Source organism: Pseudomonas sp. SMV71 (genome assembly GCF_052042015.1).
In the GTDB taxonomy this organism is placed as follows: domain Bacteria; phylum Pseudomonadota; class Gammaproteobacteria; order Pseudomonadales; family Pseudomonadaceae; genus Aquipseudomonas.
Genome location: NZ_JBKGGU010000020.1, coordinates 59,348 through 78,889 on the forward strand (window position 1 = coordinate 59,348; position 19,542 = coordinate 78,889).

The 19,542-nt window shown below is 61.4% G+C and carries 17 protein-coding genes; 2 read left to right on the plus strand and 15 right to left on the minus strand.

Annotated elements, in window-relative coordinates:
• Position 1: 1 nt before the first annotated feature.
• From ACLEJQ_RS20030 to ACLEJQ_RS20050, 5 genes are read right to left on the minus strand one after another with little or no spacing between them, the layout of a single operon-like run.
• Positions 2-3,121 carry a pilus assembly protein gene (locus ACLEJQ_RS20030; protein WP_440797755.1) on the minus strand — a complete coding sequence of 1,040 codons (3,120 nt, stop codon included), beginning with the start codon at positions 3,119-3,121 and terminating at the stop codon, positions 2-4.
• A complete protein-coding gene (locus tag ACLEJQ_RS20035) occupies positions 3,108-3,587 on the minus strand; it encodes a pilus assembly PilX family protein (RefSeq protein WP_440797757.1) in 480 nt (159 codons plus the stop codon). The genes ACLEJQ_RS20030 and ACLEJQ_RS20035 overlap by 14 nt, the downstream gene beginning before the upstream one ends.
• A gap of 10 nt (positions 3,588-3,597) precedes the next feature.
• Positions 3,598-4,323 (minus strand): PilW family protein, encoded by a 726-nt coding sequence (locus ACLEJQ_RS20040; protein WP_440797759.1) that lies wholly within the window; start codon positions 4,321-4,323, stop codon positions 3,598-3,600.
• On the minus strand, positions 4,320-4,784 hold the full coding sequence (gene pilV / locus ACLEJQ_RS20045; protein WP_440797761.1) for a type IV pilus modification protein PilV: 465 nt from the start codon (positions 4,782-4,784) through the stop codon (positions 4,320-4,322). Before pilV ends, ACLEJQ_RS20040 begins: the two co-directional genes overlap by 4 nt.
• Positions 4,781-5,254, minus strand: a complete 474-nt coding sequence (locus ACLEJQ_RS20050) for a GspH/FimT family pseudopilin (RefSeq protein ID WP_440797763.1) — start codon at positions 5,252-5,254, stop codon at positions 4,781-4,783. Before ACLEJQ_RS20050 ends, pilV begins: the two co-directional genes overlap by 4 nt.
• Positions 5,255-5,467: 213 nt before the next feature.
• Here ACLEJQ_RS20050 and ACLEJQ_RS20055 point away from each other — a divergent pair, with 213 nt between their 5' ends.
• Positions 5,468-5,983 carry a GspH/FimT family pseudopilin gene (locus ACLEJQ_RS20055; RefSeq protein ID WP_440797765.1) on the plus strand — a complete coding sequence of 172 codons (516 nt, stop codon included), beginning with the start codon at positions 5,468-5,470 and terminating at the stop codon, positions 5,981-5,983.
• On the opposite strand, the gene ispH is transcribed toward ACLEJQ_RS20055, so the two are convergent.
• The 6 genes from ispH to murJ form a co-directional block, all read right to left on the minus strand.
• Complete coding sequence (gene ispH, locus ACLEJQ_RS20060; protein WP_440797767.1) at positions 5,960-6,907, minus strand: 4-hydroxy-3-methylbut-2-enyl diphosphate reductase; 948 nt, start codon at positions 6,905-6,907, stop codon at positions 5,960-5,962. The genes ACLEJQ_RS20055 and ispH overlap by 24 nt on opposite strands.
• Before the next feature lie 169 nt (positions 6,908-7,076).
• The gene (gene fkpB, locus ACLEJQ_RS20065) at positions 7,077-7,514 is read right to left on the minus strand and encodes an FKBP-type peptidyl-prolyl cis-trans isomerase (RefSeq protein ID WP_440797769.1); all 438 of its coding nucleotides are present in this window, start codon (positions 7,512-7,514) and stop codon (positions 7,077-7,079) included.
• Positions 7,507-8,019 (minus strand): signal peptidase II, encoded by a 513-nt coding sequence (gene lspA / locus ACLEJQ_RS20070; RefSeq protein ID WP_440797771.1) that lies wholly within the window; start codon positions 8,017-8,019, stop codon positions 7,507-7,509. The genes fkpB and lspA overlap by 8 nt, the downstream gene beginning before the upstream one ends.
• Complete coding sequence (ileS, locus tag ACLEJQ_RS20075; protein ID WP_440797773.1) at positions 8,012-10,843, minus strand: isoleucine--tRNA ligase; 2,832 nt, start codon at positions 10,841-10,843, stop codon at positions 8,012-8,014. Before ileS ends, lspA begins: the two co-directional genes overlap by 8 nt.
• 13 nt (positions 10,844-10,856) lie before the next feature.
• Positions 10,857-11,795, minus strand: a complete 939-nt coding sequence (gene ribF / locus ACLEJQ_RS20080) for a bifunctional riboflavin kinase/FAD synthetase (protein WP_440797774.1) — start codon at positions 11,793-11,795, stop codon at positions 10,857-10,859.
• A 129-nt stretch (positions 11,796-11,924) separates the two neighbouring features.
• Positions 11,925-13,463: a murein biosynthesis integral membrane protein MurJ gene (gene murJ, locus ACLEJQ_RS20085; RefSeq protein ID WP_440797776.1), complete on the minus strand. Its 1,539-nt coding sequence runs from the start codon at positions 13,461-13,463 to the stop codon at positions 11,925-11,927.
• A 253-nt stretch (positions 13,464-13,716) separates the two neighbouring features.
• Between murJ and rpsT the strand changes: the two genes are divergently transcribed.
• Positions 13,717-13,995, plus strand: a complete 279-nt coding sequence (gene rpsT / locus ACLEJQ_RS20090) for a 30S ribosomal protein S20 (protein ID WP_020798646.1) — start codon at positions 13,717-13,719, stop codon at positions 13,993-13,995.
• Between the two features lie 179 nt (positions 13,996-14,174).
• Here the strand turns inward: rpsT and ACLEJQ_RS20095 are convergent, their stop codons facing one another.
• The 4 genes from ACLEJQ_RS20095 to cgtA form a co-directional block, all read right to left on the minus strand.
• Complete coding sequence (locus tag ACLEJQ_RS20095; protein WP_440797778.1) at positions 14,175-16,211, minus strand: toxin-antitoxin system YwqK family antitoxin; 2,037 nt, start codon at positions 16,209-16,211, stop codon at positions 14,175-14,177.
• A gap of 80 nt (positions 16,212-16,291) precedes the next feature.
• Complete coding sequence (locus ACLEJQ_RS20100) at positions 16,292-16,747, minus strand: CreA family protein (protein ID WP_440797780.1); 456 nt, start codon at positions 16,745-16,747, stop codon at positions 16,292-16,294.
• Between the two features lie 9 nt (positions 16,748-16,756).
• Entirely contained in the window at positions 16,757-17,875 is a 1,119-nt protein-coding gene (gene proB, locus ACLEJQ_RS20105; RefSeq protein ID WP_440797782.1) for a glutamate 5-kinase, read from the minus strand.
• A gap of 275 nt (positions 17,876-18,150) precedes the next feature.
• Positions 18,151-19,374, minus strand: a complete 1,224-nt coding sequence (gene cgtA / locus ACLEJQ_RS20110; RefSeq protein ID WP_440797784.1) for an Obg family GTPase CgtA — start codon at positions 19,372-19,374, stop codon at positions 18,151-18,153.
• Positions 19,375-19,542 lie beyond the last annotated feature (168 nt).

The window sequence follows — 19,542 nt, forward strand, 5'->3', positions numbered from 1 at the left end:
CTCACTGTACTTGCCGCCACATGATGCGGCGGCTGCCGCCGACTGTTTTCTCCAGCAGGTTGGTAATGCCGCCGCTGGAGTCGTTCACGATCATGTTGGTGGCCCCGCTGGTATTGACCACCGCACTCAAGGTAGGGATACCGCCGCTGAACACCACGCCCGCCGAAATCGTGTCGAGGTTGCTGAGCGTGCCGTCTCCATTGGTGTCGAGCACTGCGTAGTTGAGCATCTTACCGTTGAACGCATCCAATTCGATCAGTTTGCCGGTACCGAAGGCAGCACAAGGGTCGGTGGTGTCCACTGCGGCGGTGGTAAAGACCACGCGCCCAAGCACCAGATTGGCCGGGTTGATCACCCGCTCGCCGGTCAGCACATTGTTATAGATCAGGGGCAGGTACCAGCCTTTCTTGGCAGGGTACGTCACGTCAGTCTGGCTGGTGGTCACGAACTGCCCGGTGCTGCCGGAAAACACACCGGTGATCGATTGGGCCTGCAAGCTCGACACGGTGATCTGCCCAGCACCACCCGTGGCGTCCCAGATCGAGTAGAACGCCTGCAGATCCTTGGTGAGTTTGTCGGTCGCCTCATTGAATTTACCGGTGCCGAAAAACACCTGGGTGCCGCCCTGGGGGTTGTCCGCCAGCAGCGGCTGCACGGTGATCGGCTGGGTGGCACCGCCGGGTGCGGTGAACAATGGCTGGCCGGCAAACGCCAGCCCCCAGGCGGCCGGGGAAGTGCCGCTGAGGTCGAACTTCCACATCCGTCCCTTCAGGTCGCCACCGTAAGCGGCTTGCACCACGTTCTGCGAGTTGACCCGAAGCTTGACCGAGGACAGCCCGTTATCGGTTTCGCTACTGTTGATGACGATCTTGCGGATCAACGAACCGTCCCGGATATCCACCACGTATAGCGCTGCCACACCACTGTTGCTGCCGTATCCGTTGGCAATGAACGCCGCCCAACGACCGTCCGCCAGGCGTGCGACTTCCGGACGAGCGTAGGCATAACCCAGGTCGTTGAACGTGTTGGCGGTGCTGGCCACCGCCGGTGCGCTGATTTCCCACAAGGCCCGGAGCACATTGCCTGCCGCCGCATCGAACAACTGCACCGCATAGAAAGTCCTTCCGCCTGCCCCTGTCCCGCCCAGGGCCAAGGTCTTCCAGACGCTGCCTGCCTGCGCATCAAAGACGCCGACCTGGCCGTCCACCAGGAACTGGTGTCCCACCCCATTGATGTAAGTGGGTTCCGCGATACTTTCCAGGGAAGGCAATACGCTCGATGGCATATAGGCGTAACGCCGCGTGCCGTTGGCGCTGTTGATGACACTGAAGAAACCATCGTTGGCGTTTACCACCAGGCTGGCGCTCATGTTCGTTGCCTTGGTCGCCAGGTAGGTGCTGTAGCTGGTGTCGTTGAGCAGGTCTGCGGCGGTCTGGTCGTTGGGCGATGCTTGCACCAGCGGCGAATTGATGATGTCCCCCAGCAACGCGCTGCGTACCTTCAGACCGGTCTTGTTGACGCCCTTGCTCCACTCCACCAGGTCATTGCCGGTAACACCCGTGGGCAGGTTCTGGTTGAGGATGGCCTGCTGGGTGGGCGAGAAGTTGCCATAGGCCAAGGTCACCGGGGCATTGGTCGCAGTGTTCCAGGATTGGTAGATGGGGGCGGTGGCACCGGGCACGATGGCGGTGTCGGTGGTCCACTGCACCGCTGCGGTGTTGACAGTACCGTCGGCGTTGAAACCAAACGCCCGGATGGTCCCGCGCCAGTCCTTGGGATCGTAGGTGGTCTGGTAGAAGCTTGAGGTACTGGATAACGAAGCGCCGTTGGTGGCGCCACCGCCCCCCGACCCGGCCTTGGAGGTAATGTCACTCAGGGCCGAAGACAAGGCCGAACTCAGACCCTCGCTGTCGCTCGCCTGGTAGTACCGACCGGCGCCATAGCGGGCGGCGTCGGACAACATCTGGTTGGTGGCGGTAAAACCCACGGTATAAGTGTTGAGGTACTGGCGGGGGAAATCCCCTGAGTTCCAGCTTTTGCCGGTGGCGTCGTTGCCAGTGGAACGCATGTCGATGTCGAAGGCGAACTTGGCGATGTCGTCCAGGTAAAGCGTATCGCCCTCCCCGTCGCCGTTGGGATTGCCGCCATCGTTGCTGCTGATCCCATCCCAGTTCGGCAAGCGGGCACCGCCCGCCGGGGTGCCCTGCGGATCATTGGTGGGGAAGGTCCGGTCATAGGTGGGCAGACCGTCGGTGATCACCACGCCGAAGTTCTTCTGGCAACGGTACTGGATCGGACTGGTGTAGGTGGCTGGCGTGCCGTTGTAGTAGGGCGCGATACCCCGGAAATATCGTGTGACCTCGTAATAGCTTTCGGCGAGCGGGGTATTCGCCACGGCCCCCAGCCCGTTAATGGCATTGATCAGCGCGGTGTAGTTGGCATTGGCCTGGGTCTGGGTCACGCTGCCGCTGACAGGAGACAGGTCACTGACCGCCCGGGCGATATAGCCCCCAGGACCGGAGTTGGTGCTGCTGGGAGGGTTGAAGGTGGCCAGGCCAATGCGCAACGCGCGGTTGCTGGTCACCAGGTCCGTGGAAACATCCCGCGCCACGTTGATCCGATAGTCGTTGGGGATCGTACCGGTGGTGAAGTCGCGGCTCGTGCCGTTGGCGAGCGTCAACAGATACGACAGGTAGTTTGCCGAATAGCGGGTGTTGCCACCGCCCACCGGGTCCGGCAGCCTCAGGCAGACCCGCCCGAGATTGCTGCGATAAAACCCGTACCAGTTGCCAGCGGTCGAACAGCCCCCACGCAACAGACTCCCCAGCAACACGTTGCTGTTTTCCATATCCATCTCGGCGATGCTGTTGCAGCTTGTGCTGGACTCACAGGTGTACACGGTGGGTCGCGCCACCGTCGGGTCGAACCCTGATGCCCAGATGATGTTGTTCATGCTTCCCGAGTCATCGATCAGCAACATCACGTTTGGCGTAACCGCACCCGCACTCAGCAATGGCGAATCCGAGGGCGTGAATGCGTAGGCCGGAGCCGTCAGATAAAGGCTGAGCAACGCGCCCAGGATCATCTGCTTCCAGCTGCGGCGCGCCTCAGTATTTCGCATAAATGCTCTCCACTACGCTGCGCTGGTTATTGTCTATCACCGCTACCGCCGTGATCCGGTAAAGCGTCGCCGATATATTGCTGGGGACGTTGACCGCCGTGAGGGTAGTGCCGATGTTCTGCACGCCATAGAACCCGCCAGGGACGGCCACCCAGGTAACGCCGGAAGTAGAGTTGCGCCCGGCTGCCGTCAGGGTCGCCGACTCGGCAGGCGGTGCACATTGAATCGCGGTGGAACAGACCGGCAGGGAATAGGTCTCGACCTGTACGGCGCTCTCGCCCATCCGCAGCGCCGCCTCGGCAAGCTGGAAGGACTGGTTGCGCTGCATGACGCTGCTGGTCATTTTTTCCTGGAGTGTGGCGCTCTGCATCGACGACAGGCCGATCAGCGTCAGCAACAACAGGAACACCAGGCTGACCAACAAGGCCATGCCACGCTGCTTGGATCTCTGGGGCGTCGGGTTCATGATAAGCCCCTCACAACAGCCGGTTGCGCAACGCGGCAACCACGCTGTAGGTCTGCTCGCGCACGGCGTTCTTCGGATCGAAGAGCGTCAACGTCAAGCGCACGCTGCGGATCAGTGCAGGGTCGGACGGGTTGCTGTTGTAGCTCGACGCTGCGATGTCCGTGGCACTGCTCGCCACGCCGAACATCACGTTGAAGGATCGGACGTTATCCACCAGCACAGCCATGGTCGGGTTGGCAGGCCCGCCGGGTGTCTGTACGCCCATCAGCAGCTGGTTATTGCTGAAACTGTAGATCAGTCGCCTGATCGGAAAGGCCATCTGCCCGGCCGCCGGTGCCCTAACGCCGGTATAGGCAGTGGCCGAGGTGCGACAATCGGAAACCACGGTCCAGGTGGGCGTCCCGCCACTGTTGCCTACATCCGCTGCCACCAGGGTCAGTTTGAGGTTCGCATTGTCCCAACGGATCGGGGTGATCTGGCTGGCATTGAAATCCCCCGCCGAGGAGGCGTCGGTGATGTTTGCCAGGCAACCGAACATGCCCACCATGCGCAGCTCCTGGAGCATCTTGCTCAGGGCGAACCGGGCATCTTCCTGCATCACCGCTGCGGCGCCCTGGCTGACATAAGTGTTCTTGGCAGCGATGAAAACCTGCACGACGCCCAGTACGACAATCAGGCTGAGTACCAGCGCGATCATCAGTTCGATCAGGCCGAACCCCCGGCTGCGCCTGTTCATGGCGACGGCGCCGCGATCGGGTCGACGGCAACGCGACTGGTCAGCACGAAGCTGCGTCGCGCATCGGCCGCATTGGTGGTATTGGCCGCTCGCGCATCATCCCAGGAAATGGTGATGGTGTAGACCCGCTGGTTCAAGGCAACGGTGCCGGTGGCCGTGGCACCGCCAAAGGCAATGATGTTGGTCTTGAAATCGTAGAGGTCCTGGTCCCTTGCCACGTTGAGATTGGGCGAACCGGGCGGCGTGATAGTGTAGTCGGCGCCGGAATTGGCGCGAATGCGGTCCAGCAGGTCGTAGGCGATGAAACTGGCCTGGCTGGTCATGCGCGAGCTGTCGGTGTATTTGAGCGCATTGAGCTGGATCATCGCCGCCCCCAGCAGCCCCACGCCGAGGATCAGCACGGCCACCAGCACCTCGATCAGCGTCATGCCCTCCTGTGCCTTTTTACTGCAATCCGTCATCCGCAACTTCCACCCAATACGATTCTTCCATTGAGGCAAACAATCAGCGTCCTGCTTTGCGCCCCGCGCACGTAATTGAAGCTCACCGCAGTGGACGGCGCCGATAAGCCGCCCAGGTTGTTGAAATCAATGCTGGTCACATCAGAGGTTAGCGTCAGAGTCACGCCGCTGCCCATCGCTGGAACAACCCGCAATACATTGGCCGGCGTGCCAGTACTGTCGTAGACCGACAATTCGCCGCTCCAGACACCGCCCAGGGTCGTGGGGCGTATGCGGATGATGGTGCCTCGGTCGATCGCTTCCATCCGTGCAAAATTCAGCGCCCGCCGCAGATCGCCAATCTCGGTATCGGCCTTGGTGCCTTGCATCGAGCCGGTAAACGCCGGCACCGCCAGGGTGATCAGGATCAGCAGCACGCCGATCGCCACCAGCACCTCGATCAGCGTGAAACCTTTTGTACGAAGATCCATCGATGCCCTCCGTTGCCGTCGGCTATACCTGCTTTTACAACGCTAGAACAAACCGGTGCCTGTGGCGAGCAAGCCCGCTCCCGCTCGGCGGCTGGCGGCTGCTCTTTTTGGGCTGCTGCGCAGCCAGCGGGAGCAAGCTCCCTCGCCACAGAAGCTCTGCGCCACAATTGCTCGCACATCTCGCCGTTTCACGCTCTCCAGGGAGGAGACATCATGCACCAACAGGGTTTCAGCCTGATCGAACTGCTCATGGGACTGGCGATTGCCACGATTGTTCTGTCATGGGCGGGATCCAGCTATAAGACACTCATCGAATCCATCGAGCGCAAAGACGCCGCCCAGCTGCTGGCCAGCGGCTTGCGCACCGCGCGAAGCGAAGCCATCACGCGCAACCGGACGGTGGCATTCAGAGGGATAGACAACGATTGGAGCCAAGGGTGGCAAATCATCCTGGACGGTGATGACCAGGCGTTGCTGACACAGCGCAGCAACGGCGCTCGTATCATTGGCAACTGGGCAATGAAACGTTCGGTCAGGTTCGCCAGCCATGGTCAGGCAGTATGGCGCAGTGGCGCCTTTCACTCGGGAACGCTCCATGTTTGTGAAAAACAGGGTCCGATCAGCCACCATCAAGTCGTACTGGCACCCACCGGGCGCGTCAGCCTGCGCAGCCATGCAGCCGAGCAGGCCTTGTGCGAAAAAGGCTTAAAGCAGCGAGCGGACCCGTAGTTCCTTGGGCATGGAGAACGTGATGTTTTCCTCACGTCCGGCCAGCTCATCGGCACCGGTCGCGCCCCAGGCCTGCAATTGCTGGATGACCCCGCGCACCAGCACTTCCGGCGCTGACGCACCGGCGGTGATGCCGATCCGCTCGACGCCATCGAACCAGCTGCGTTGCATGTCTTCGGCGCCGTCGATCAGGTAGGCCGGGGTAGACATGCGCTCGGCCAGCTCACGCAGGCGGTTGGAGTTGGAGCTGTTCGGGCTACCGACCACCAGGACCACATCGCATTCATTGGCCAGTTGTTTGACCGCGTCCTGGCGATTCTGCGTGGCATAGCAGATATCGTCCTTGCGTGGTCCGCCGATGGCCGGGAAGCGCGCACGCAAGGCGTCGATCACCCGACTGGTGTCGTCCATGGACAAGGTGGTCTGGGTGACAAAGGCCAGGCTCTCGGGGTTGCGTACCTGCAGGGCCGCAACGTCTTCCTCGTCCTCGACCAAGTAGATCGCGCCACCGTTACTGGCGTCGTACTGGCCCATGGTGCCTTCGACTTCCGGGTGCCCTTCGTGGCCGATCAGGATGCACTCGCGACCGTCGCGACTATAGCGCGCCACCTCAATGTGCACCTTGGTCACCAATGGGCAGGTCGCGTCGAACACCTTCAGGCCACGCCCGGCGGCTTCGGTACGCACCGCCTGGGAAACGCCATGGGCGCTGAATATCACGATGACGTCGTCCGGCACCTGGTCCAGTTCCTCGACGAAAATAGCCCCGCGACTGCGCAGGTCCTCGACGACGAATTTGTTGTGGACTACTTCGTGACGCACATAGATCGGCGGCCCGAAGACTTCCAGGGCGCGGTTGACGATTTCGATCGCCCGGTCCACACCGGCGCAGAAGCCACGGGGGTTGGCGAGTTTGATTTGCATGCTGTGCCTCGTGTCTGGCCTGTTGATCGAACGAAGGGCTCGAACACAATGGAAATACCTTGTGGGAGCGGGCTTGCTCGCGAAGAGGACCTGACATCCAACAATGATCTTGGCTGACAGACCGTATTCGCGAGCAAGCCCGCTCCCACACTTGACCGCATTCGGCCAGTTACAGAGCCTTGACCTCAAGAATCTCCACTTCGAAATTCAAGGTCTTGCCCGCCAGTGGATGGTTGAAATCCACGGTCACCTGAGCGTCGTCGAACGCCTTCACCACACCCGGCAATTCAGTGTTGGCCGCATCGTTGAAGATCACCAGCAACCCCTCGGACAGTTCCATGTCCTGGAATTGGGAGCGTGGCATGGTCTGCACGTTTTGCGGGTTGGGCTGACCAAAGGCATTTTCCGGCGGTACGACCACGGTGCGCTTGTCGCCGGCCTTGAAACCGAAGATCGCCGCCTCGAAGCCAGGCAACAGGTTGCCGTCGCCGACCTTGAACACCGCCGGCGCCTTGTCGAAGGTGCTGTCGACGGTGTCACCGTTTTCCAGGTGCAGGGCGAAGTGCAGCTTCACTTCGGTGTTTTGAGCGATACGCTGCTCAGTCATGGACGGCCTCTCCGGTTTTCTTGCTCTTGAACATGTCCAGGGCGAGCATCACGGCGCCCACGGTAATAGCGCTGTCGGCAAAGTTGAACGCCGGGAAATACCAGCGGTTCTGCCAGTGCACCAGGATGAAATCGATCACATGACCCAGGGCGATGCGGTCGTACAGGTTGCCCAGCGCGCCACCGAGTACCAGCGCCAGCGCCACGGCCAGCCAGGTCTCGTTGCGCCCCAAGCGCTTGAGCCAGACCACCAGCACGCCGCTGACGACGATGGCGATCAGCGCGAACAACCAGCGCTGCCAGCCGGAACTGTCGGCCAGGAAGCTGAACGCCGCGCCGGTGTTGTAGGCCAGCGTCCAGCTGAAGTAATCAGGGATGATCACAATCTGCTGGTACATCGTCAGCGAGTTCTCGAAGTAGAACTTGCTGGCCTGGTCGATGACCAGTACCAGCACGCTCAACCAGAGCCAGCCCAGCCGTCCGAAACGACCCGCTGCGTTAGGCATAGTGGCGAACCTCGCCGCTGCCGCTGATGTTGTCGACGCAGCGACCGCAGATTTCCGGATGCTCCGGGTTCACGCCGACGTCTTCACGGCAGTGCCAGCAACGGGCGCACTTGACGAAACTCGACTTGACCACCTTGAGTTTCAGGCCAGCCACTTCGGTCACCACCGCATCGGCCGGCGCCTGCACCAACGGCGCGACACTGGCAGTGGAGGTGATCAGCACGAAGCGCAGCTCGTTGCCCAGTTTCGCCAGGTCGGCGCTCAGGGCTTCTTCGGCATAAAGGGTTACTTCAGCCTGCAGGTTGCCACCGACAGCCTTGGCCGCGCGCTGGATCTCCATTTCCTTGTTGACCGCCGCCTTGACCGCCATGATCCGATCCCAGTACGCACGGTCCAGCTCGAAACCTTGCGGCAACTCGGTCAGGCCTTCGTACCAGGTGTTGAGCATCACCGACTCGTTGCGCTCGCCCGGCAGGTACTCCCACAGTTCGTCGGCGGTGAACGCCAGGATCGGCGCGATCCAGCGCACCAGCGCCTCGCTGATGTGGAACAGCGCGCTCTGGCACGAGCGGCGTGCCTGGCTGTTGGCACCGGTGGTGTACTGGCGATCCTTGATGATGTCGAGGTAGAAACCACCCAGCTCCTGCACGCAGAAGTTGTGGATCTTGGAGTAGACGTTCCAGAAGCGATATTCGCCGTAATGCTCCTGCAACTCGCGTTGCAGCAACAGGGTACGGTCCACGGCCCAACGGTCCAGCGCGAGCATGTCCTCGGCTGGCAGCAGGTCGGTGGCCGGGTTGAAACCGGTCAGGTTCGAGAGCAGGAAGCGCGCAGTGTTACGGATACGACGATAGGCATCCGCGCTGCGTTGCAGGATCTGCTCGGAAACGGCCATTTCGCCAGAGTAGTCGGTGGACGCGACCCACAGGCGCATGATGTCGGCGCCCAGGGTGTCGTTGACCTTCTGCGGCGCAATCACGTTGCCCAGGGACTTGGACATCTTGCGACCGGCCTCGTCGACGGTAAAACCGTGGGTCAGCAACTCGCGGTAGGGCGCGTGGTCGTCGATGGCGCAACCGGTCAGCAAGGACGAATGGAACCAGCCGCGGTGCTGGTCCGAACCTTCAAGGTAGAGGTCGGCACGCGGGCCGGTCTCGTGGCCCATCGGGTGCGAGCCGCGCAGCACGTGCCAGTGGGTGGTGCCGGAATCGAACCAGACGTCCAGGGTGTCGCTGATCTTGTCATACAGCGGCGCTTCGTCGCCCAGCAGTTCGGCGGCGTCCATCTTGAACCAGGCTTCGATGCCTTCGACTTCAACGCGCTTGGCGACCTCTTCCATCAGCTCGACGGTGCGCGGGTGCAGCTCACCGCTTTCCTTGTTCAGGAAGAACGGGATCGGCACGCCCCAGTTGCGCTGGCGGGAGATGCACCAGTCCGGACGGTTGGCGATCATCGAGTGCAGGCGCGCCTGGCCCCAGGCCGGGACGAACTTGGTGTCTTCGATGGCCTTGAGCGAGCGTTGGCGCAGGGTGTCGCCATTGGCGGGCTGCTTGTCCATGCCGATGAACCACTGCGCGGTGGCGCGGTAGATCAGCGGGGTCTTGTGGCGCCAGCAGTGCATGTAGCTGTGTTCGATGACGGTGGTGTGCAGCAGCGCACCGACTTCGGTCAGCTTGTCGACGATGGCCGGGTTGGCTTTCCAGATGAACTGGCCGCCGAAGAATTCCAGCGATGGCACGTACACGCCATTGCTTTGCACCGGGTTGAGGATGTCGTCGTTGACCATGCCGTATTTCTTGCAGGTCACGAAGTCGTCCACGCCATAGGCCGGTGCGGAGTGAACCACGCCGGTGCCTGCGCCCAGTTCCACGTAGTCGGCCAGGTAGACCGGCGACAGGCGGTCATAGAACGGGTGACGGAAATTGATCAGCTCCAGCGCCGAGCCGGGAGCGGTGGCCAGCACCGAGCCTTCCAGGCCGTAGCGGGACAGGCAGGATTCGACCAGTTCTTCGGCCAGCACCAGCAGCTTGTCGCCCACATCGACCAGGGCGTAGTTGAACTCCGGATGGACGTTCAGCGCCTGGTTGGCCGGGATGGTCCATGGAGTGGTGGTCCAGATCACGATGGAGGCCGGCTTGCCCAACTTGCCCAGGCCGAACGCGGCGGCCAGCTTGTCTTCATCGGCGATCGGGAAGGCCACATCGATGGTCGAGGACTTCTTATTCTCGTACTCGACTTCCGCCTCGGCCAGGGCCGAACCGCAATCGAAGCACCAGTTCACCGGCTTGAGGCCCTTGAACACGAAACCACCCTCGACGATCTTCGCCAAGGCACGGATTTCGCCGGCTTCGTTCTTGAAATCCATGGTCTTGTACGGGTTGGCGAAGTCGCCCAGCACGCCGAGACGGATGAACTCGGACTTCTGCCCCTCGATCTGCTCGGTGGCGTAGGCACGGCACAGTTCGCGGGTCTTGTCCGCGCCCAGGTTCTTGCCGTGGGTAACTTCCACCTTGTGCTCGATCGGCAGGCCATGGCAGTCCCAGCCCGGAACATAAGGCGCGTCAAAACCCGACAGGGTCTTGGAGCGGATGATCATGTCCTTGAGAATCTTGTTCAGCGCGTGACCGATATGAATGGTGCCGTTGGCGTACGGAGGGCCGTCGTGCAGGACGAACTTCGGACGATCCTTGCCAATTTCGCGCAACTTACCGTACAGGCCAATGCTGTCCCAACGCTGCAGAATCTGTGGTTCGCGCTGAGGCAGGCCGGCCTTCATAGGGAAGGCGGTGTCCGGAAGGTTTAGCGTGGCTTTATAGTCGGTCATTTAAGGCTCTTCATTAGCGATTGGCGCTGGTTGCGACAAGGGCACGGGCGGCGGCGATATCTGCATGGATCGCCGTCTTGAGCGCCTCCAGAGAGGCAAAACGCTGCTCTTCACGCAGCTTCTGGTGGAAAACCACCGTCAAACGCCGGTCATACAGATCGCCGGCAAAATCCAGAACATGTACTTCGAGGTGCGCCTTGCCGTCTCCCTGGACGGTAGGCCGTACGCCGATATTAGCGACTCCGGGCCAGGCCTTGCCGTCGATTTCGACACTCACCAGGAACACCCCGGTCAGCGGCACACGACGGCGCTTGAGCTGCACGTTGGCCGTCGGCGTGCCCAATTGGCGCGCCAGTTTCTGCCCGTGCAGGATCCGTCCGGCAATCCGGTACGGGCGGCCCAGCAAGCGCTCGGCCAGGTCGAAGTCGGCAGCCGCCAGGGCATTGCGGACCTGCGTGCTGCTGACGCGCAAGCCGTCCATTTCCACGGTCTGCGCCGCTTCGACGGTAAAGCCCTTGGTGGCGCCGGCCTGTTGCAGGTAGACGAAGTCCCCTGCCCGGTCGCAGCCGAAACGGAAATCATCGCCGACTTCCAGGTGTTTCACTCCGAGACCATCCACCAGAATGGTCTCGACGAATTCGGCGGCACTGAGCTTGCTCAGGCGTTGGTTAAAGGCGAGGCACAAGACACGGTCGACGCCTTCGGCTGCCAGCAGGTTCAGCTTGTCCCGCAGCCGAGCCAGGCGGGCCGGAGCGGTGTCCGGGGCGAAAAACTCCCGCGGCTGCGGCTCGAAAATCACCACGCAGCTGGGCACGCCCAACTCCCGCGCACGCTCGCGCAGCCGCGCCAGGATAGCCTGGTGACCACGGTGAACACCGTCAAAGTTGCCAATGGTGGCGACGCAGCCCCGATGCTGGGGGCGCAGGTTGTGAAGGCCTCGAACCAGCTGCATAACGCGCTTCTTGCTCATAAAGTGGCCGATTATAACCACACCCGGCGGCCGACGACAGGCAACACCGTAACCCAAAGTGCTCGAACCGACAAAACCGCCGCCCAGCCTGGGGTTATCCGGGACCGGGCGTCAGCTCAAAGCCTTGCGATTGAAGTCGCGCAGACGGAAACCCATCAGCAGCAACATGCCGAAATATGCCACCACGCCAGCCACCACCAGCACGCCCAGGCGCAGGAAACGCTCGAGCATCTGCCCCTCACCCCAGGCCGGCATGAAATGCATGGCCCCCAGCAGCACCGCCGACATCACGGCCACGGCCACCAATAGCTTCAAGGCGAACCTGGCCCAGCCCGGCTGCGGCTGATACATCTTTTGCTTGCGCAACTGATAGAACAGCAATCCGGCGTTGAGGCAGGCACCGGCACTGATCGCCAGGGCCAGGCCGGCGTGGGCCAGCGGGCCGATCAGCAAAAGGTTGAACAATTGGGTCATCACCAGGGTGAAAATGGCGATTTTCACCGGCGTACGGATGTTCTGCTGGGCGTAGAAACCCGGGGCCAGCACCTTGATCACGATGATTGCGAGCAGGCCCACCGAGTAGGCGACCAGCGCCCGCTGGGTCATCAAGGCATCGAACGCGTTGAAACGACCGTACTGGAAAAGCGAAACGGTCAGGGGCTCGGCCAGGATTCCCAGCGCGAGGGCGCACGGCAAAACCAGCAGGAAGCACAGCCGCAGCCCCCAGTCGAGAATGCGCGAATACTCATGGCGATCCTGGTTGGCGTAGGTCTTGGCCAGGGTCGGCAACAGGATCGTGCCCAGGGCCACACCCAGCACACCGGACGGCAGCTCCATCAGACGGTCGGCGTAATACATCCACGACACGGAGCCAGCCACCAGGAACGAGGCAAAAATGGTGTTGATGATCAGGGAGATCTGGCTGACCGAAACCCCGAGGATCGCCGGCAGCATCTGTTTGAGCACCCGCCACACGCCGCTGTCACGCAGGTTCAGGCGTGGCAGCACCAGCATGCCGATCTTTTTCAGGTGCGGCAGCTGATAGAGCAATTGCGCCAGGCCGCCCACCAGAACGGCCCACCCCAGGGCCATCACCGGCGGGTCGAAGTATGGCGTCAGAAACACCGCGAACACGATCATGCTGACATTGAGCAGGGTCGGCACGAAGGCCGGCACGGAAAAGCGGTTCCAGGTATTGAGGATCGCTCCGGCCAGGGAGGACAGGGAAATCAACAATATATAAGGAAAGGTCACCCGCAACAGGTCAGTGGTGAGCTGGAATTTTTCCGGGGTATCGGTGAACCCCGGCGCCGTGGCCCAGATCACCCAGGGCGCGGCAAGGATGCCGGCAGCCGTGACCAGCGCCAGCACCAGCGTCAGCAGGCCCGTGACATAGGCAATGAAGGTGCGGGTCGCTTCGTCGCCCTTCTGGCTTTTATATTCCGCCAGGATCGGCACGAAGGCCTGGGAAAATGCCCCTTCAGCGAAGATCCGCCGCAGCAGGTTGGGCAATTTGAAAGCAATGAAGAAGGCGTCGGTGGCCATTCCGGCGCCGAATATCCGCGCGATCAGGGTGTCACGGACGAACCCCAGGACGCGGGAGAGCATCGTGATAGAGCTGACGGCAGCCAACGATTTGAGCAGGTTCATGAAAAGAGTTTTGCCTGTCGATGAACAGCAGGCGAACAACGCGCCCACTTGTGCGATACTGCGCGCCGCTAAACAGCACCGCGCCAAAACCCGCGAGTTTACAGGTCGCACGCCGGAAAGAAATCCTCCGGTGCATTGCGGCTGCCATTCAGCGGAATGCATTGCCCGCCCTTGACAACCCGTCAACTCATCGGCATGATTCGCGGCCTATTTTGTTTGCTATTTCCTAAAAAGTCTTTCGAGGAGCTCGACGGTGGCCAACTCACCTTCCGCCAAAAAACGTGCAAAACAGGCTGAGAAGCGTCGCAGCCACAACGCCAGCCTGCGTTCCATGGTCCGCACCTACATCAAGAATGTAGTCAAGGCCATCGACGCAAAAGACGCTGAAAAAGCCCAAGCTGCTTACGTTCTGGCTGTGCCAGTTATCGACCGCATGGCCGATAAAGGCATCATCCACAAGAACAAGGCTGCTCGCCATAAGAGCCGCCTGAATGGCCATGTAAAGGCCCTGAACGTTGCCGCTGCTGCCTAAGCGACGCGCTCATTAAAAAACCGACCCCAGGGTCGGTTTTTTATTGCCTGTGATTTCGCAAACGCCCTATAACCCCCCAACCCCCGCAGAAACGAGCCTGCTCGCGAAGCGTGATGCCAGGCGACCGAGCAGGTGCTGTCCTCCGTTTGCACCGTTGAGTTACATCACAGCAAGCGCTATCACTCCCCAAAATTGAACACCACCGGCTTGCGCGGCGGACAACCGCCCGGCGGTGGAAAATTCTGGATGCCGTTCTCGTCGTAACCGGTGTAGCAGCCTACGATCTTGTCATCCTTGAAGCTCATGCGCCGCTCAACCACGCCCGTAGGGTAATAGTAGACGGCCTCCCCTTCGCGCCGGGCGTACGAGTAATCCTTGTAGCTGCGCCCCTCGACCGTGATCAATCGGAAACCCTGCCTGGCTTCAGAGGATTTCAACTGGCCGTTGGGGTAGTACTCGTTTCTCGTCACGCGATCATCAGGCCCCAGCAACACTTCGCGCACTGTGCGCCCATCCCGGACGAGACGAGCACTTTGCTCGTTACCGAAGAGGTAATCGCTCTCGTAGTCGAACTGGCCGTTATTAAATGCCCCACGCTGCCTGCCGCAGGGCTGAATGCGAGTGGACTGGCCATCCGGCACGTGGCAATAGTTGCGGTCAGCGATCAACACCCCGCTTGCATCAAACGACTGCAGATTGCCGATAGGTTCATCCGCCTCATAGGTCGCCACCGTATCCGGCTGTCCGTTGGGGTGGTAGAGACGAAACACCCCTTCTTTCACACCATGGCGCCACGTGATATCGGAACGCAGCACCGCACCGTCATCGCTGTAGGTGAGCGCCCGCCCGTCAACCTGACCATTGGCATAACTGGCCGAATAAGTGAGCTTGCCATTCGCCGCGTAAGTTTGCCTCACCCCGTCCAATACACCCGCACGGTAGTGCTCGACGAGCCGCAGCACACCCGCGGCGTCTACCTCACGCAGCTCACCCTGCATCTTGTCGGCCACGAAATCCACGACTTGGACATGACCATCGCCCACTTTCAGCGTCCAACGACCCTCGCGCACACCCCGCTCGTAACGCCCCTCACCCCAGGGCATTATCCAATCGCCGTGCTGCTGCCCCGCGACGAACTCGCCACGCTGGACCACCTCGCCATTTTTCACACGCTCGGAGGGACCGTCATAATCACCCCGCTTGTAGGTATCGAAGCCCGAAACCTGCCCATCGTCGTCATTCGACTCTATCGTCCAGCGCCCTTCGTAGTAATCGTCGACAATCATGCCGCTGGAGACACCTTGGCGATCACGAACGATCCAGACTCCCTGCCGCAAGCCGTTCTCATAGGCGCCGACGGACGCGTTGCCCCACTCGTCGAACTCAGTCCACTGACCGGATCTTTTGCCCTGCACATAATCGCCCAGCGCCAAAAGCCGCTCGCCCGCAAGGGCCGCCCACGGCCCCTCTTCAGACCCCCGGTACAATGTCGGGTCGCACTCCCAGGCCATCCTGGCGACCCGGTAGGCGGAGCCGACGTCCTCCTCCTGAGGAGGCACGCGCTCGTAGGTCAGCGTGAGCCAGCGTCCTTCGCGCTGCTGAAAGGTCTTTTTATAGGTGTCACGGTGAGGATCTTCCGCGGGCTGGCCAACTGAAGCCGGCACCCCGTCGACACCGAAGTAACCCACGAGCGTGCCGTCGGCCGGGTCAAGCGCATCGAATTCGGCAACACCGGTGCGAGGCAGCGTGACGCTATAGTCATAGGGCGGCCACTCGCCCAGAGCCTTTTGCACGAGCGCAGCGTTGAGCACTTTGTGACGAGCGGCGATGCGCTCGAGCACCGGCTGGAGCGTTTCGAGCCGCCGGTACTCACCCGTCGAGGGAACAAAGCGGTAACCGCGCAATGCATACTGCCCCTTCGCCCGGGACAGCACGATCAGCGTCTGGAGACGGCTGTCGAGATTGGCATAGAACACCGACTCGATACTGGCATCACCATACCGGTCGAGCACTGTCGGCGCCCCATTCGGCGAATCGCACAGGCACGAATAGCCGACGATACCCTGCGCTTCACGGATAAAGGCCAGCGTCGCACCGCTCTCCTGGGAGGTTTTTATCACCGGATGGGCCAACGGCTTGTCTGCGTAGAACGGCTCGGCCCATGCCGCGATGGATACCGAACACCCCAAGACCCACACCATCAAAAACGAACGCATACCAATCCCTTCGCGCCTGAAGCACAGCACATCCATGACAGAAGAAAGCGAGCCGCTCTGCTCGCTCCATTACTCGAGATTCAGCGCCAAGGCAGGATCGGAATCGCCGTGACCGCATTCTGCGGGCTACCTTCGATCACACGATCGCTGTAGACCAGGTACACCAGCGTGTTGCGCTTCTTGTCGAGAAAACGCACCACCTGCATGGTCTTGAACACCAGGGAAGTGCGCTCCCTGAACACCTCTTCGCCATCCTTGAGCTCACCCTTGAAGTTGATCGGCCCCACCTGGCGACAGGCGATGGAGGCCTCGGCACGGTCTTCAGCCAGGCCCAGGCCACCCTTGACGCCACCGGTCTTGGCCCGCGACAGGTAACAGGTCACACCATCGACCTTGGGATCATCGAACGCCTCGACCACGATCCGATCGTTCGGCCCCACAAATTTGAACACCGTCGATACCTGGCCAATTTCCTCGGCCGAGGCCAGCAGTGGCAACGCCAACAACAGGCCAATCAATCCTTTTGCCAACCCCATGATTTTTCCTTAGACGAGGATCAGGTTGTCACGGTGGACCAACTCAGGCTCCGCCATGTACCCCAACAGACCGACAATCGCATCAGACGACTGACCGATGATTTTCTGCGCCTCCAGCGCGCTGTAGTTGGCCAGCCCACGAGCGATTTCACGCCCGTCCGGTGCCACGCAAACCACCATTTCGCCGCGACGGAAACTGCCTTGCACCAACTTCACACCCACCGGCAACAGGCTTTTGTTGCCCTGGGACAAGGCCGACACGGCACCCGCATCCAACACCAGCGTGCCGCGTGTCTGCAGGTGCCCGGCCAACCATTGCTTGCGTGCCGCCAACATGCCGCGTTCAGGAGAGAGCAGCGTACCGATGCGCTCGCCCGCCTTCAGGCGATCCAGCACGCGCTCCAGGCGGCCGCCGACAATGATGGTATGAGCGCCGGAACGCGCCGCCAGCCGCGCCGCGCGCAACTTGGTTTGCATGCCGCCACGCCCCAGGGCGCCGCCGGTGCCGCCCGCCACGGCGTCCAGCGCCGGGTCGTCGGCGCGAGCTTCGTAAATCAGCTTGGCATCGGGGTTGCTGCGCGGATCGGCATCGAACATGCCATCGCGATCGGTGAGAATCACCAGCAGGTCCGCTTCCACCAGGTTCGCCACTAGCGCGGCCAGGGTGTCGTTATCGCCGAAGCGGATTTCGTCGGTGACCACGGTGTCGTTTTCGTTGATGACAGGGATGACCTTGAGCTCCACCAGCGCCCGCAGGGTACTACGGGCATTGAGGTAACGCTTGCGATCGGACAGGTCGTCATGGGTCAGCAGGATCTGCGCCGTGTGGCGACCGTGCTCGGCAAAGCTCGACTCCCAGGCCTGCACCAGGCCCATCTGACCGATGGCGGCAGCGGCTTGCAATTCATGCATCGCGCTGGGTCGCGACGTCCAGCCCAGGCGGCTCATACCTGCGGCCACAGCCCCGGACGAGACCAATACCAGCTCGACGCCAGCCTCATGCAAGGCCACCATCTGCTCGACCCACACTGCCATGGCCTTGCGATCCAGGCCTTTGCCATCCGCCGTCAGCAGTGCGCTGCCGATCTTCACGACCCAGCGCTGCGCACCCGTCACCTTGCTCCGCATTATCTTCAACCTTTGCCAGCGAACGGCGCGACCCAGCGCCGCCCATGGATTATTCGTATTTGCGTTTTGCAGACACCAAAACGCCGCTCGAATGAGCGGCGCCCTGGAAACCGGCCGGCTGCGATGATAACACCGCGCCGACCCACTTAAACCTGTGGGAGCGAGCCCGCCCGCGAAAGCGCTGGATCAGCAGCATAGACACTGGCCGAGATAACGCATTCGCGAGCAGGCTCGCTCCCACAGGATTTGCAGCCTAACTGACGAACATTTCAGGATCAGTCGCGAACGTAGATGATTTCCGGACCATCTTCGTCGTCCACATCTTCTTCATCCCAATCATCGTCACCGATGTCATGGACCGACTTCACGCCACTGCGACGCAGGGCACGCTGGTCATCCAGCGCCTGCAGCTGGGCACGAGCCTCGTCTTCGATGCGCTGGTCGAGCTCGGCCAGCTCTTCCTTGTAGGCCGGGTCATTGGCCAGGCGATCGGCGCGATCTTCCAGGTAACGCATGATGTCGTGGCACAGGCGCTCGGTGCCTTCTTTGGCAATGGCCGAGATCATGTAGACCGGACCTTCCCACTCCAGGCGATCGACGATTTCCTTGACCCGCTCTTCATGCTCTTCTTCGAGGATCTGGTCGCACTTGTTCAGCACCAGCCAGCGATCACGCTCGACCAGGGCCGGGCTGAACTTGGCCAGCTCGCTGACGATGACTTCGGCAGCGTCGGCAGGGTTGCTTTCATCCAGCGGCGCCATGTCTACGAGGTGCAGCAACAGACGGGTACGGGACAAGTGCTTGAGAAAGCGAATCCCCAGGCCGGCGCCATCGGAAGCGCCTTCGATCAGCCCCGGGATGTCGGCAATCACGAAGCTCTTCCAGCGGTCGACGCTGACCACGCCCAGGTTCGGCACCAGGGTCGTGAACGGGTAGTCGGCGACTTTCGGCTTGGCCGCCGACACCGAACGGATGAAGGTACTTTTACCGGCATTCGGCAGGCCCAGCAGCCCCACATCGGCCAGCACTTTCATTTCCAGCTTCAGGTCACGCTGCTCGCCCGGCTTGCCTGGCGTGGTCTGGCGCGGAGCACGGTTGGTACTGGATTTGAACCGGGTGTTGCCCAGGCCATGCCAACCGCCATGAGCAACCAACAGGCGCTGGCCAGGCTTGGTCAGGTCGCCGATCACTTCCTGGGTGGCCGAGTCGATCACCGTGGTGCCGACGGGCACGCGCAGGATCAGGTCCTCGCCCTTTTTGCCAGTGCAGTCGGTGCTACCGCCGTTGGAGCCACGCTCGGCATCGAAGTGCCGGGTGTAGCGGTAGTCCACCAAGGTGTTGAGGTTTTCGTCGGCGAGCATGTAGATCGAGCCGCCGTCACCGCCGTCACCACCGTTCGGGCCGCCGTTTTCAATGAATTTTTCCCGACGGAAACTCATGCAGCCATTGCCGCCGTCGCCGGCCTTTACTCGAATCGATACTTCATCAACAAACTTCATGACACACGCCTCTCGCCATACGGACGAGCCGAAAAAAACAAGACATAAGACTCTTGCAAAAATGCACGCTGCGACCCGATCAAGCGCCCGGTTGCGGCGCCGCCAGCCCACACAAACAGCTTTGCAAGAGACTCACCCCACAAACGAAAAAGCCCCGTCGCAAGACAG